We start from the raw sequence: 12,048 nt of genomic DNA, 5'->3' as shown, positions 1-12,048 counted from the left end.
GGAGATAGGCTGGCTAGGGGAGCTGCTGCAGGGGGAGGGTGATACGGAAGGTGGTGCCGACTTGTAGCTCGGAGCGCTTGACGTAGATGCGCCCGCGGAAGTAGTGCCGTATGATGCGACGTGCGAGCGATAAGCCGAGCCCCCAGCCACGCTCCTTGGTGGTGAAGCCTGGCTTGAAGATCATGCGCTGCGTGGCTCGTGTCATACCACGGCCCGTGTCGGTGATCTCTAGGTAGGCGTTCTTGCCGTGAGCCTCTGTCGTGATGGTGATCGTGCCCTTGCCGTCCATCGCGTCGACGCCGTTCTTGACGATGTTCTCTATGACCCAGCTCATGAGGTCGGGCGTGATGAGGCAGCAGAGCTCCTCGGGTGCTGGCTCAAAGACGATCTCTACCTGTCTGGAGATGCGTCGTGAGAGGTACTGCACGGAGGTGGCGACCAGTCCGTTGAGCTCTATGGGCGTCAGCTCGGGTAGGCTGCCGACCTTCTGGAAGCGGTGGGCGATCAGTTCGAGGCGATTGACATCTTGGCCTATGCTCTCGATGATTTCGGGGGGTAGGTCGTAACTCTTGAGCAGTTCGGTCCACGCCATGAGCGAGGAGATGGGCGTGCCGAGCTGGTGGGCGGTCTCCTTGCTGAGCCCGACCCATATACGGTCCTGCTCCCAGTGCAGTAGGCTACGAATGGTGAGGACGAGGATGATGATGTAGAGGATGAAGATACCTGTCTGCAGATAGGGGAAGCGTAGCAACCGCCTTAGGTTACTGCTGTCGCTGTAGTAAAGGTATTGGCGTCCAGCGGTACCTAGGTCAATCTCGATAGGAGCGTAGCCAGAGCGAAAAGCTGTGAGCCGCTTCTCCAGATAGGTTGAGTCACGAGCGACCGCCGCGGAGTCAATGTTTTTGTATCCTAGGATGTTCCCGAGGCTGTCTGTGAGGATGAGCGGTATGGTGGTGTTTGACTCTAATATTTGGAGGGCTAAGGCATTGAGCTGCTCGTCGCTTTGGCTAGCTATGCACTCGGTCGCCTCGGCCCAGGTCTGCATCTTGAGTCGCTCCTCATCAGCCATGCGTCTCACGAGTGGCTCCGAGAGGATGAGCGGGAGGAGTGCCACGACGAGTGCCAGCACGACAAGTAGTATATTGGTAGGTAGGGAGCCGAGTAATCTCCTGGTGGATGACATGTGGGTGAGGATTAAAAGGGCGTGCGCTCGATCCCAAAGGGCACTTTCGGCGCAAAGCTGTATCTTTGTAACGGATATCTCACGCTTTTATTATCGTCCACGTGCCTATGACCTCAACACAACACATGCGCCAGCGCATCGTCCAAATGGCTCACACGCTCTTTGTGCAGCAAGGAGTCGAGGAGACGACCATGGTCGCTATTGCAGAGGCTGTGGGGTGCAGTCGGCGCACGGTCTACACTTATTATAAGGACAAGCAGGCACTGCTCATGGCGGTCATAGAGCGGGAGATCAGTCTGATGAGCCAGTCGCTGAGCGAGGTGTTGTCTCGTCCGGGCGATGCGATCACTAAGCTGCTGGTACTGCTAGACAATCATCTGCAGCTGATACAGAAGACAGTGCAAAGACAGGGCGTGCATAATGCGAGCTTCTTTAGCGATAGCTTCAACATCGAGCGTCTTCGCCTCAAGTATGACCAGAGCGAGTACGACATGCTCAAGCGGATCCTACAGGAGGGACACGATCGAGGAGAGTTACTAGTCCCAGATATCAACTCGACAGCCTACCTGCTCCTCAAGAGCTTCAAGAGTCTAGAGGCACCTTACATCAATCGCTACCATCATGAGTACGGCAAGGAGGACTACCTACGCATCATCGCTGCGATGAAGCAGCTCCTCAGGCAGGGACTGACCAATCATGCAAATACAAAACCTATAACTCAATAGAATCTATGAAACTACTTCAGGACAAAGTGGCTCTGATCACCGGAGCAGCACGTGGTATCGGCAAGGCGATCGCCACGAAGTATGCAGAGGCTGGATGCCATGTAGCTATCAGTGACCTCAAGGTTGCCGACGAAGCAAAGGATTACTATACTCAGCTGGCGCAGGAGTGCGGTGTCACGATACGCACCTACGAGAGCAATGCGGCAGACTTTGAGGCAGCGCATCAGCTCGTGGAGCAGATCGTCGCTGACTTTGGCAAGCTAGACATTCTAGTCAATAATGCCGGTATCACCCGTGATGGTCTGCTCCTACGTATGAGCGAGCAGCAGTGGGATGCGGTGATCAATGTCAACTTAAAGTCCGCCTTCAATATGACGCACGCTGTGGCTCCCGTCATGATGAAGCAGCGTCAGGGCAGCATCATCAATATGGCGAGCGTCGTCGGTGTGTCGGGCAATGCGGGGCAGGTGAACTACTCGGCCTCTAAGGCTGGTATGATCGCACTGGCTAAGAGCGTTGCCAAGGAGCTCGGCTCACGCGGTATCCGTGCCAACAGCATCGCGCCCGGCTTCATCGAGAGCGATATGACGGCTGTCCTCAGCGAGGAGGTGCGCAAGGAGTGGGCTAAGCAGATCCCGCTACGTCGTGGTGGCAAGCCGGAGGATGTGGCCAATGTGGCTCTCTTCCTCGCGAGCGACCTCTCCTCCTACATGACAGGACAGGTCCTCTCCTGCTGCGGCGGTATGAATATGTAAAGCTTTAGTAAGCAGACCAATGCCTGACCTACAGATCCTCTACGAGGACAATCATCTCCTCATCGTCAATAAGCCGGCGGGGATGCTCGTACAGGGTGACAGCACGGGCGATACACCGCTCTCGGAGCTTGTCGAGCGCTATCTCATCGATAAGTACGACAAGCCTGGGCGGGCGTTCGTTGGGGTCACGCATCGTATCGATAGACCAACGTCGGGGGCGGTGCTTTTTGCCAAAACTTCGAAGGCTCTGGCACGGCTCAACGCTATGTTTCAGCGACGAGAGATTCACAAAGTCTACCACGCTGTGGTCTGTGGCGCTTTTCCGCAAAAGGCGGGAGAGGCTAAGGATCTGCTCTATCGCAATCGCAAGCAAAACAAGAGCTACGTCGTGACGGAGGCTCACGCTGAGGCTAAGCGCGCCTGGCTCACCTACGAGCGTCTCGCCGTGGGCGACCGCTACAGCCTGCTGGCTGTGACGCTCCATACGGGACGGCATCATCAGATACGTACGCAGCTGAGCCACATGGGCTTCCCGATCAAGGGAGACCTCAAGTATGGTGCTCCACGGAGCAACAAGGATGGTGGCATCTCGCTCCATGCACGTATCTTAAGCTTCGAGCACCCCGTCACTCATGAGCAAATAGAGGTCGTTGCACCATACCCTGAGGACGATGCTATCTGGTCTTTGCTGAGCCATACGAAGTAACCTAGCAAGTCGACGAAACAAAAGAAAAGGAGAGCTTCACCTAGCGTGAGGCTCTCCTTTGGCATTTGTGGGTATGCAAGACGAGTAACGATCTGACGTGTAACGATTTGTAGGGACGCACGGCTCGTGCGTCCCTATAGTCGTGTAGCCTAGGCGCAGACTACGGCTGTAGCTTGTCCAGTAGCTCCTGGTAGTAGCTCCAGTCGGAGTCCTGGACTACCTCAAACTGTAGCGGCAGGAGGGGCAGCTCCGCCAGCACCTCCTCGAGACGATCGAAGAAGGGATCGTACGTGCGGCTCACATAGAGCCACACTTTGCGCCCTGGCTCTAGGATAGAAGCTGCGAGGATCGCCATCTTGTCCCGCTCCATAGCGGTCTGTAGCAGTTCATCGACCGCCTCTATCTGCGCGGTGTCCGTGTCTGATGGCTCTATGCCCTCGCCATCAAAGGGGTAGGCGATCTCGATCACAAAGCGGTACTTGCCCGTAGCACGAAACTCCTCCAGCTCATCACGCACATGCAGGTGAGCCGTCTGGCCAGCTTCGCTCTCGGCCAAACCGTTGAACCAATTGTCCGTCAGTCGCATAGTGAGTTTACTTTTTGCCAATGGTCACGCCACCGCAAGGGAGCTGGTAAGCGTGCGCAATGATGTCGGTGCAGCAGGGCGCACCGAAGGCTCCCGTATTGAGACAGAGGTGGTAGTTGGTCGACTCCCCCCACTCCCTATTGGTCATCTGCTTATAGTTCTTGCGGCGGGCGCGGTCGGACTGCTCAATGCGCTTGCGCGCTGCATCTTCCGTCTCCTCGTCGCCTCGCTGTAGGAGCGTCTGGATACGCGCCTCGACATCGGCATAAAGGAAGACGTTGAGCACATCGTCTCGATCTCGTAGGATATAGTCGGCACTGCGCCCGATGATGACGCAGGGGGTCTCCTCGGCTATCTTGAGGATGAAGTCGTTGAGATAACGGGTCACTGAGGGCGTCTCGACGAGTCCCGTCATAGGTACGGAGAAGAGTGCTCCGTGAGACATCGGCATGAAGTCCAGTCCCGACGTCGAGGCGTACTCGCTCTGCTCCTCGACATAGTCGGCAGCGTAGCCACTCTCCTCGGCGATCATGCGGATGAGCTCCTTGTCGTAATAGGTCAAGCCGAGTTGCTCTGAGAGCTGACGCCCTATGGTGCGAGCTCCGCAACCATACTGTCTACTGATCGTAATGATGCGATAAGCCATATACTAATGGGAAATAGGTCTCTATAAAAGGTGGATGCGCTTAGCGCTACGAGGGAATGTCTGAGCCATCAAACGCAAAGGGCAAGAGAAGCCGACAGTCGCTGATAACGATAGCTTCGTCAGGTCCGCAGAGGATTACCTCAAAGGGCTTGCCCTGTCGCTTTACCGTCTCCATCATCACCTGTCGGCACACGCCACAAGGGGAGATCGCCTCGACACGCTTGCCCTCCGTCTCAGCGACGATCATGAGTCGCTCTACGACAGCTCCTGGGTGATGCGCCCCGATGGCATAGAGTGCCGTTCGCTCCGCACAGAGCGTGGGCGAGAAGGAGGCGTTCTCCTGATTGCACCCCAACACGATCTCGCCATCCTCCAGCAGTGCCGCAGCCCCTACGTGAAAGTGACTGTACGGGGCATACGACCGGCGGGTAGCCTCTACGGCAGCCTCCTCAAGTTGCTCGTACACTGCAGGCCACTCCGAGCGGGCTAGCCGCGTGTAGGGGATTAGTAACTCCTTATCGCTCATAATACTATCTACTTAAATCTGAATAAATCAGAGGACAAGCTCGACCAAACGATCAGCCGAACTTGTCCTCTTCTTAGTTCTTGCAAAGATTCATTAGATCGTTGCCAAGCTCTCACAGGTTACATCACGAGCGATACGACCGATGAGTCCTGCTAAGACTTTGCCTGGTCCTAGCTCCACGAAGTGCGTGGCTCCATCGGCTACCATCGCCTCGACACTCTTCGTCCAGCGTACGGGAGCCGTGAGCTGAGCGATCAGATTGGCCTTGATCTCCTCCACATCGGTATGAGGACGAGCATCTACATTCTGGTAGATCGGGCAGATCGGTGTGGCAAAGATCGTTGCTTCGATAGCACGCTGCAGACGCTCCTTGGCAGGTTGCATAAGCGGTGAGTGGAAGGCTCCGCCCACCTTGAGCGGTAGCGCACGCTTAGCGCCCGCAGCCTTGAGCTGCTCGCAAGCCTCAGCGATACCCTCCATCGTGCCAGAGATGACTACCTGACCCGAGCAGTTGTAGTTCGCTGGTACCACCACCTGACCAGAGATGCCGCGGCAGACCTCCTCGATCTTGTCGTCCGGCAGCCCGATGATCGCTGCCATCGTCGAGGGGTGTGCCTCGCAAGCGGCCTGCATAGCGAGTGCACGCTCGGAAACAAGTCGCAGTGCATCGGCAAAAGGCAAGGCGCGACTCGCAACTAGTGCCGAGAACTCGCCTAGCGAGTGCCCAGCGACCATGTCTGGTGCGAAGGCCTCTCCGAGCGCCACGGTCATCGCCACAGAGTGGAGGAAGACCGCGGGCTGTGTCACCTTCGTCTGCTTGAGGTCCTCTTCGGTACCCTCAAACATGGTCTTGGATAGGTCAAAGCCTAGCACCTTGTCCGCCTCAGCAAAGAGCTTGCGTACTGCTTCGCTCTTCGTATAGATCTCTTGACCCATACCGACGAACTGGGAGCCTTGACCCGGGAATACAAAAGCTTTTTTCATATGTTCTTATCGATTAGATTAGTTCCAAAGCACGGACGAGCATGCGGTAGCTACGCTCCACGGAGGAGATGCTCACGCGCTCATCGGGTGAGTGTGGGTGCTGGATCTCAGGTCCGAAGGAGATCATATCCATATCGGGCATGACACCCTGTATGATACCGCACTCGAGACCGGCGTGCATCACCTTGACAGCGGGATCCTTGCCGTAGACCTCCTTGGCGGCCTGACACATCACCTGCATGATATGAGACTCAGCATTGGGCTGCCAACCTGTATAGGAAGCGTCAAACTCTACGCGAGCGTCCATCAGTAGGAAGCAGCTCTCGATGCTAGAGGCGACCCACATCTTGCGTGAGTCACTCGAGGAGCGGACGAGGAAGCGGACAGAGATGTGTCCCTCGCCAGCCTGTACCTGAGCTAGGTTCGATGAAGCCTCTACCGTGTCGGGAAATTCGGAGAGCATAGAGATGACACCATTCTGACAGGCATTCAGCGCGTGGATCAGCGCATCCTGTATCTCGTCGGGTAGGATCGTCTTAGGACGGTCACAACGCTCTAGAGAGACGGTGATGTGGTTCTCTATTCCAGCAAACTCCTTATTAAATAGCTCCTCGTAGTCGGATACCAGTTCCCAGAGAGCCTCGGTGTCGTCCTCCTTGACAGAGAGCAGAGCGACCGCCTCACGAGGTATCGCATTGCGCATGTTACCTCCATCGATCTCAGCGACAAGAGCGCCGCACTGCGAGACAGCCTCCTTGAGGAGACGCGCCATCAGCTTGTTGGCATTGGCACGACCGAGGTGTATGTCCACACCGCTGTGTCCCCCCTTGAGCTCCTTGATCGTAAGGCGTACGCCTATCTCGTCTTCGTCAGGCTCGTGGTTGTCTTGATACTCTAGAGAGACATTGACATCGATACCACCAGCACAACCGACGAAGAGGTCACCCTCTACCTCGGAGTCTATATTAAGGAGTATGTCCCCCTTGCTAAAGCCCGGCTTAAGACCGTTGGCACCGTCCATGCCGACCTCCTCATCAATGGTAAAAAGCGCCTCGATGGGGCCATGCTTGAGCGTGTCATCAGCGAGCACTGCTAGAGAGAAGGCGACTCCCATACCGTTGTCCGCACCGAGTGTCGTGCCATCGGCCGTGATCCAGTCGCCGTCTTGCATCGTTTGGATAGGATCAGTCTCGAAGTTGTGTACCTTGTCAGAGTTCTTCTGAGGTACCATATCTAGGTGTCCCTGTAGGGTAGCTACGGGGCGATCCTCTAGACCTGGTGTGGCTGGCTTACGGATCAACACGTTGCCCACCTCATCTACATGGGTCTCTAGCCCTAGTCGCTTACCCTCGGCAACGACATACTCCCTGACAGCCTGACAGTGTCCTGTGGGGCGAGGTATCTGTGTGAGATCATAGAAATAGCCCCATAGTGTGGAGGGGGCGAGCTTTTGGTAGTCAGCTTTGTTCATCATAGCTTATTCTCTTTATTTTTGAAGTGTCTTCTAGTGAGGAGGCACGTTTGTAGTGTCTATTGACTATTGGTAAGGCAAATATAGCAATAATCCCCGTAATAATGGTCCAGAGCGTCTGTACAGCATGGACTATCAAGGCAAAGTGTCCCGCCTCCGCCTCGCTCACGCCAAAGGCTGTCAGCGATATAATCACCGCGTAGTGCCACGGGCCGATACCCGCCGGCGTGGGAATCGCGATCATCAGGGTGGAGAGAACAAAGGAGGCAAAAGCGGCTCGATGACCCAGCTCAGCCGTGAAGGCAAAAGCTCCAAATGTAAGGTAGAAGAAGTAGTAGTAAAAGAGCCACAAGAGGATCGTGAGTGCGATAAACTGACTCCAGGCGCGCCATCCTCTCAGTGCCGATGCGGCTTGCAGTACGGAGCGAAGTTTCTCTCGTACACGCTGCATGAAGCTACTCTTTCTGAAGCGATAGAGAACCAGCAGGATGACGAGAAGTGAGACACCCGCTATCAGCCAAGCCGTGGTGTAGTCTGACGAAAAGAGGTCGCCTAAGTTACTGCCGAGCGATAAGCCCTGAGCAGCTAAGATCTGCGATATAGTCCCCGGCTGAAACAGCATCATAGCCACGAAGAGGGCTAGGACAACGACTATATCTGATAGACGATCTACTAGGAGCGTGCCGACCGTTGCCGAGAGCGTGTAGTCCTCTCGCTGCTTCATCTCGGTACAGCGCCACACCTCGCCAGCACGTGGTATGACAAAGTTGACGGCATAGCTCCCGACCGTGATCAAGATCGGATTGATGGGTCGTGCCGGGGGTGTGTATAGAGGTCGCATCTGGAGGTGCCAGCGATAGCCTCGCGTGGCATTACCCAGGAGTCCCATAGGTAGAGACAAGAGGAGATACTCGTAGCGCACGCCATGCTGTAACAAGCGTAGCGTGTCTGCGAGCTCTAGATGGCGATAGAGGTAAAACAGTATCGCCAGACCTATGAGGAGTGGCAAGAAGTTCTTCAGCCACCATTGCCAGGAGTGTCTCTTCTTCACACTCCAAAAGTACGAAAAAGAGGTTAGAGATTAGGTATTAGAGATTAGAAGTTAGAGCTTAGGCTCTAGTAGCTCTAGCCAACTACGACTCTATTTGGAAGATCTAGGTAGGGATTTTCGATTTTCCACGTGGATATTTTTTATTCCCCACGTGGAGACAAAACGATTCCTCCGAAGTTTCATTTGATTCCTCCGAAGTTTTATTTCTCGCCTACGTGGGAAATGTTTTTTCTCCACGTGGGGATTTCGAAATTCCTCCGTGGGGATCGATTTAGAGATTAGAAATTAGAGCCTAGTGGCTTTAGAGGCTCTAGCTAACAGCCAGTATACAACAGCAAAGGTCACCCAATCCTCACGGAGAGGACTAGGTGACCTTCGTCATGTTTAGTTGCTTAGGTTATCTCAGATTGCGAATGATCTAGAGAAGTTGGTGTTTACTTCTTGATCTCTTCCTTAGCCTGAGCTGCTGCCTGCTGAGCCTGGTCAGTAGCATTCTCTACGGCTGCTGTCGTAGCATCAGCTGCTGCGTTAGCCTGGTCTACAGCGACCTGAGCTGCATCCTGAGTAGCCTGCTGCATATCCTGAGCTGCTGCATCAAGATTCTCCTGAGCATTCTCTAGGTTCTGCTCAGCCTGCTGAGCGTCCTGACTTTTGTTCTCCTTGTTGCAAGAAACAAGGCTTAGAGCTGCAACAGCAGCTACGAGTACAAATACCTTCTTCATATTAGCTTTAGTATAAGTGATTAGTAACTGGTGCAAAGGTACGCATTAATTTTGAATGTGCAAGGGGTTGACAGTTTTGATCAAGTCATCAAGCGTATAATAAGTGTAGGGTATAGCGACATTGTGGCCTGTAGGCTGCACTTGATAAGCGGGGATCTCAGTGGCGCAGTAAGCGAGTGCGACGAACTCGGTGCAGTAGAGCGTGGTCGTATCTCTGAGGTCAAAGCGCGAGTCAAACCTCTTGGGATACTGCGCCCCAGGGCGATGCAGTGCTATGTAGGCTCTCATCCTCTGCAAGCCTAAGCTGTCCAGTGCGAGAGCTGGATAAATAGCTACCGCCTCCGACTCCATCACGAAGCTGTCTAGCGACTGACGGAAGATACCGTCAGCACCGAGCGAACCATCCTGATAGGCGTGCCATACGACCCAGCGTTGATTAGTAGAGTCGTAGTCGATGATACCGCAGTGGCTGTAGAGTTGCCCCTGGGAGGCTATCTTGCTAAAGAAGGTCGAGAGCATCCCCTCGCCACGACGCAGTATGAGGCTCCCAGCCTGCAGCGTGGTCGTATCGATAGCGATGGTCTCTCGCTTGTGATGAGACGTGCAGGCGACAGTGCTAGATAGAGTAAGCCCCAAGAGCAGTAGGAGGAGAGACCTCGCTAACTCTTGGGGCTTGTAGTTGATAGACTTCATCTAGAGATTAAGTCTAGAGAGCGTGTGCCTAAGAGGCAGTCGCCGCTGTTACTTCATAGGTATGTCAACGATCTTCCACTCGTTGTCTACCTTGGTGAGGACCACCTTTTGCTTGAAGACATCGGCGCTATCAGTCGGGTCTGTAGGCTGCTCGGTCGTCTCGACATAGCAGATGACCGTGTCCTGTCGCTCCTCTGAGCTTGCGATCTTGGTCGTCCGCTCGGGAGTTTCCTCCTGAGAGAAGACCTTAACACTGTCAGAGTCGAAGTAAGACATAAGATTGACATAAGCCTCAGCCTGCTCCGATGCCGTGTAGGTACGAGCCTTGTCGTAGTCGCCAGCGTTGAGAGCCTTGAAGAAGTCCATCGTGACCCGCTCTGCCTTTTTCGTAGGACTAGAGCAAGCTGCAAACGCCAGCATGCTGACGAGTGCAAAGCTGATTAAAGCTAATCTCTTCATATATATAAGGTCTTAAAGGTTAGTAGTTCCTATTTCCTTGTATAGTCTAAGGGGCTTATAGTTGCTTCTTAGGCTTGATGTGATCTAGCTTAGAGGGCTGGGTCATGTGCTTAGGATCCATTACCTCGTCTAGGTCTTTCTTGTCTAGGATGCCATGCTCTAGGACGAGCTCGTAGATACCCTTACCTGTCTCAAGTGCCTCCTTGGCGATCTTGGTTGAGTTCTTGTAACCGATGATCGGGTTGAGCGCCGTGACGATCGTGATCGAAGCCTCGATCTGCTGGCGGCAGCGCTCCTCGTTGGGCGTGATGCCGGTGATACAGCGCTCGATGAGGGTCGTGATACCACGCATCATCAGGTCAGAGCTCTCGAAGCAGCACTGAGCCATAACGGGCTCCATAGCGTTGAGCTCCATCTGAGCAGCATCGCCAGCCATCAGGACAGTTGTATCGTTGCCCATCACTTTGTAGCATACCTGGCTCATCACCTCGGGGATGACGGGATTTACCTTACCTGGCATAATAGAGGAGCCAGGCTGCACAGCGGGTACGTTAAACTCGCCAATACCAGCTCTAGGACCAGAGGAGAGGAGACGGATATCGTTGCAGATCTTGTTGATCTTGACAGCGATGCGGCGTAGTGCAGATGAGTAGCCGATCATCACAGAGGTGTCGCTCGTAGCACCGACGAGATCAGCGCTCAGCTTGACGGGCCAGCCTGTAATCTCTGCTAGTGCCTTGACGCAAGCCTCTGCATAGCCAGGCTCTGAAGCGATACCTGTACCGATAGCGGTAGCACCCATATTGACCGTTAGGAATTCCTCGCAAGAGCTCTTGAGTCTTGGTAGCTCATCCTCTAGGATAGAAGCAAAGCCGTGGAAGGTCTGTCCTAGCGTCATAGGCACAGCGTCCTGTAGCTGTGTACGACCGATCTTGAGGACATGCTTCATCTCCTCAGCCTTGGCACGAAGTGCTGCTATGAGCTGCTCGACATGCTTGTAGACCTCTAGCCCCTTGGGGTATAGCCCTAGGTGAATGGCTGTGGGGTAAGCATCATTAGTAGACTGCGAGGCGTTGACACCATCATTGGGAGCGAGGAACTTATATTCGCCTGGCTTGTGCCCCATCTTCTGGAGGGCAATATTGCAGATCACCTCGTTAGCAGCCATATTGGTTGTCGTGCCAGCACCACCCTGGATCATATCCACTGCAAAAGCATCGTGATGCTTGCCAGCGAGTAGCTCCTGGCAGGCAAAGACGATAGCCTCGTACTGCTCATCGGTGAGGATGCCCTCGCTGTGGTTAGCGATAGCTGCGCCCCACTTGGTGTAGGCGAGACCCTGGATGAAGTAAGGGTACTGGCTCAGCTTGAAGTTACTTATCTGAAAGTTTTCCATACCGCGTAGCGTCTGCACCCCATAGAGTGCGTCTGCGGGTAGTTGGCGATCGCCTATCAGGTCGCCTTCCGTTCTCATTTGCTTATTAGCCGTCATGTCTATATAGTTGTATTATCTGTATTTCGCTGCGAAGGTCGGTCACCGA

14 protein-coding genes are annotated in these 12,048 nt (G+C 54.4%); 3 read left to right on the top strand and 11 right to left on the bottom strand.

The features are described 5' to 3' along the window. Positions 1-13: 13 nt before the first annotated feature. Positions 14-1,183, bottom strand: a complete 1,170-nt coding sequence (locus PORAS_RS08455; protein WP_013760932.1) for a sensor histidine kinase — start codon at positions 1,181-1,183, stop codon at positions 14-16. A 107-nt stretch (positions 1,184-1,290) separates the two neighbouring features. Between PORAS_RS08455 and PORAS_RS08450 the strand changes: the two genes are divergently transcribed. The 3 genes from PORAS_RS08450 to PORAS_RS08440 are packed head-to-tail and all read left to right on the top strand — an operon-like array spanning position 1,291 to position 3,369. Beyond that, positions 1,291-1,908, top strand: a complete 618-nt coding sequence (locus PORAS_RS08450) for a TetR/AcrR family transcriptional regulator (RefSeq protein WP_013760931.1) — start codon at positions 1,291-1,293, stop codon at positions 1,906-1,908. 5 nt (positions 1,909-1,913) lie between these two features. Next, positions 1,914-2,663, top strand: coding sequence for a 3-oxoacyl-[acyl-carrier-protein] reductase (fabG, locus tag PORAS_RS08445; RefSeq protein ID WP_004331067.1), 750 nt, complete (start codon positions 1,914-1,916; stop codon positions 2,661-2,663). 19 nt (positions 2,664-2,682) lie between these two features. Continuing rightward, positions 2,683-3,369 carry an RluA family pseudouridine synthase gene (locus PORAS_RS08440; protein WP_004331064.1) on the top strand — a complete coding sequence of 229 codons (687 nt, stop codon included), beginning with the start codon at positions 2,683-2,685 and terminating at the stop codon, positions 3,367-3,369. Between the two features lie 160 nt (positions 3,370-3,529). Here PORAS_RS08440 and PORAS_RS08435 read toward each other — a convergent pair whose 3' ends face one another. From PORAS_RS08435 to PORAS_RS08390, 10 genes are all read right to left on the bottom strand, one after another. Next, complete coding sequence (locus PORAS_RS08435) at positions 3,530-3,955, bottom strand: DUF695 domain-containing protein (protein ID WP_013760930.1); 426 nt, start codon at positions 3,953-3,955, stop codon at positions 3,530-3,532. A 7-nt stretch (positions 3,956-3,962) separates the two neighbouring features. Beyond that, positions 3,963-4,601 carry a cytidylate kinase-like family protein gene (locus PORAS_RS08430; protein WP_013760929.1) on the bottom strand — a complete coding sequence of 213 codons (639 nt, stop codon included), beginning with the start codon at positions 4,599-4,601 and terminating at the stop codon, positions 3,963-3,965. Between the two features lie 46 nt (positions 4,602-4,647). Next, positions 4,648-5,127, bottom strand: coding sequence for a cytidine deaminase (gene cdd, locus PORAS_RS08425; protein WP_004331719.1), 480 nt, complete (start codon positions 5,125-5,127; stop codon positions 4,648-4,650). Between the two features lie 93 nt (positions 5,128-5,220). Further along, the gene (fabD, locus tag PORAS_RS08420; protein ID WP_013760928.1) at positions 5,221-6,111 is read right to left on the bottom strand and encodes an ACP S-malonyltransferase; all 891 of its coding nucleotides are present in this window, start codon (positions 6,109-6,111) and stop codon (positions 5,221-5,223) included. Positions 6,112-6,124: 13 nt separating this feature from the next. Continuing rightward, positions 6,125-7,585: an aminoacyl-histidine dipeptidase gene (locus PORAS_RS08415; RefSeq protein WP_013760927.1), complete on the bottom strand. Its 1,461-nt coding sequence runs from the start codon at positions 7,583-7,585 to the stop codon at positions 6,125-6,127. Continuing rightward, the gene (locus PORAS_RS08410; RefSeq protein ID WP_013760926.1) at positions 7,569-8,633 is read right to left on the bottom strand and encodes a lysylphosphatidylglycerol synthase transmembrane domain-containing protein; all 1,065 of its coding nucleotides are present in this window, start codon (positions 8,631-8,633) and stop codon (positions 7,569-7,571) included. The genes PORAS_RS08415 and PORAS_RS08410 overlap by 17 nt, the downstream gene beginning before the upstream one ends. 434 nt (positions 8,634-9,067) lie before the next feature. Beyond that, on the bottom strand, positions 9,068-9,355 hold the full coding sequence (locus PORAS_RS08405) for a hypothetical protein (protein WP_004330916.1): 288 nt from the start codon (positions 9,353-9,355) through the stop codon (positions 9,068-9,070). A 45-nt stretch (positions 9,356-9,400) separates the two neighbouring features. Further along, the gene (locus tag PORAS_RS08400; RefSeq protein ID WP_013760925.1) at positions 9,401-10,048 is read right to left on the bottom strand and encodes a C40 family peptidase; all 648 of its coding nucleotides are present in this window, start codon (positions 10,046-10,048) and stop codon (positions 9,401-9,403) included. A 48-nt stretch (positions 10,049-10,096) separates the two neighbouring features. Then, positions 10,097-10,507, bottom strand: a complete 411-nt coding sequence (locus PORAS_RS08395; protein ID WP_013760924.1) for a DUF4878 domain-containing protein — start codon at positions 10,505-10,507, stop codon at positions 10,097-10,099. Between the two features lie 55 nt (positions 10,508-10,562). Then, entirely contained in the window at positions 10,563-11,999 is a 1,437-nt protein-coding gene (locus PORAS_RS08390) for an aspartate ammonia-lyase (RefSeq protein WP_004330914.1), read from the bottom strand. Positions 12,000-12,048 lie beyond the last annotated feature (49 nt).

It is taken from the genome of Porphyromonas asaccharolytica DSM 20707 (assembly GCF_000212375.1).
Taxonomy (GTDB): domain Bacteria; phylum Bacteroidota; class Bacteroidia; order Bacteroidales; family Porphyromonadaceae; genus Porphyromonas; species Porphyromonas asaccharolytica.
The sequence above is the reverse complement of the archived record's forward strand: the minus strand, read 5'-3'. Positions and strand labels throughout refer to the sequence as shown.

What these genes read in the sequence shown, in the direction of transcription:
- PORAS_RS08455 (WP_013760932.1), bottom strand. Translation starts at nt 1,183, where the DNA reads ATGTCATCCACCAGGAGATTACTCGGCTCCCTACCTACCAATATACTA.
- PORAS_RS08450 (WP_013760931.1), top strand. Translation starts at nt 1,291, where the DNA reads ATGACCTCAACACAACACATGCGCCAGCGCATCGTCCAAATGGCTCAC.
- fabG (WP_004331067.1), top strand. Translation starts at nt 1,914, where the DNA reads ATGAAACTACTTCAGGACAAAGTGGCTCTGATCACCGGAGCAGCACGT.
- PORAS_RS08440 (WP_004331064.1), top strand. Translation starts at nt 2,683, where the DNA reads ATGCCTGACCTACAGATCCTCTACGAGGACAATCATCTCCTCATCGTC.
- PORAS_RS08435 (WP_013760930.1), bottom strand. Translation starts at nt 3,955, where the DNA reads ATGCGACTGACGGACAATTGGTTCAACGGTTTGGCCGAGAGCGAAGCT.
- PORAS_RS08430 (WP_013760929.1), bottom strand. Translation starts at nt 4,601, where the DNA reads ATGGCTTATCGCATCATTACGATCAGTAGACAGTATGGTTGCGGAGCT.
- cdd (WP_004331719.1), bottom strand. Translation starts at nt 5,127, where the DNA reads ATGAGCGATAAGGAGTTACTAATCCCCTACACGCGGCTAGCCCGCTCG.
- fabD (WP_013760928.1), bottom strand. Translation starts at nt 6,111, where the DNA reads ATGAAAAAAGCTTTTGTATTCCCGGGTCAAGGCTCCCAGTTCGTCGGT.
- PORAS_RS08415 (WP_013760927.1), bottom strand. Translation starts at nt 7,585, where the DNA reads ATGATGAACAAAGCTGACTACCAAAAGCTCGCCCCCTCCACACTATGG.
- PORAS_RS08405 (WP_004330916.1), bottom strand. Translation starts at nt 9,355, where the DNA reads ATGAAGAAGGTATTTGTACTCGTAGCTGCTGTTGCAGCTCTAAGCCTT.
- PORAS_RS08400 (WP_013760925.1), bottom strand. Translation starts at nt 10,048, where the DNA reads ATGAAGTCTATCAACTACAAGCCCCAAGAGTTAGCGAGGTCTCTCCTC.
- PORAS_RS08395 (WP_013760924.1), bottom strand. Translation starts at nt 10,507, where the DNA reads ATGAAGAGATTAGCTTTAATCAGCTTTGCACTCGTCAGCATGCTGGCG.
- PORAS_RS08390 (WP_004330914.1), bottom strand. Translation starts at nt 11,999, where the DNA reads ATGACGGCTAATAAGCAAATGAGAACGGAAGGCGACCTGATAGGCGAT.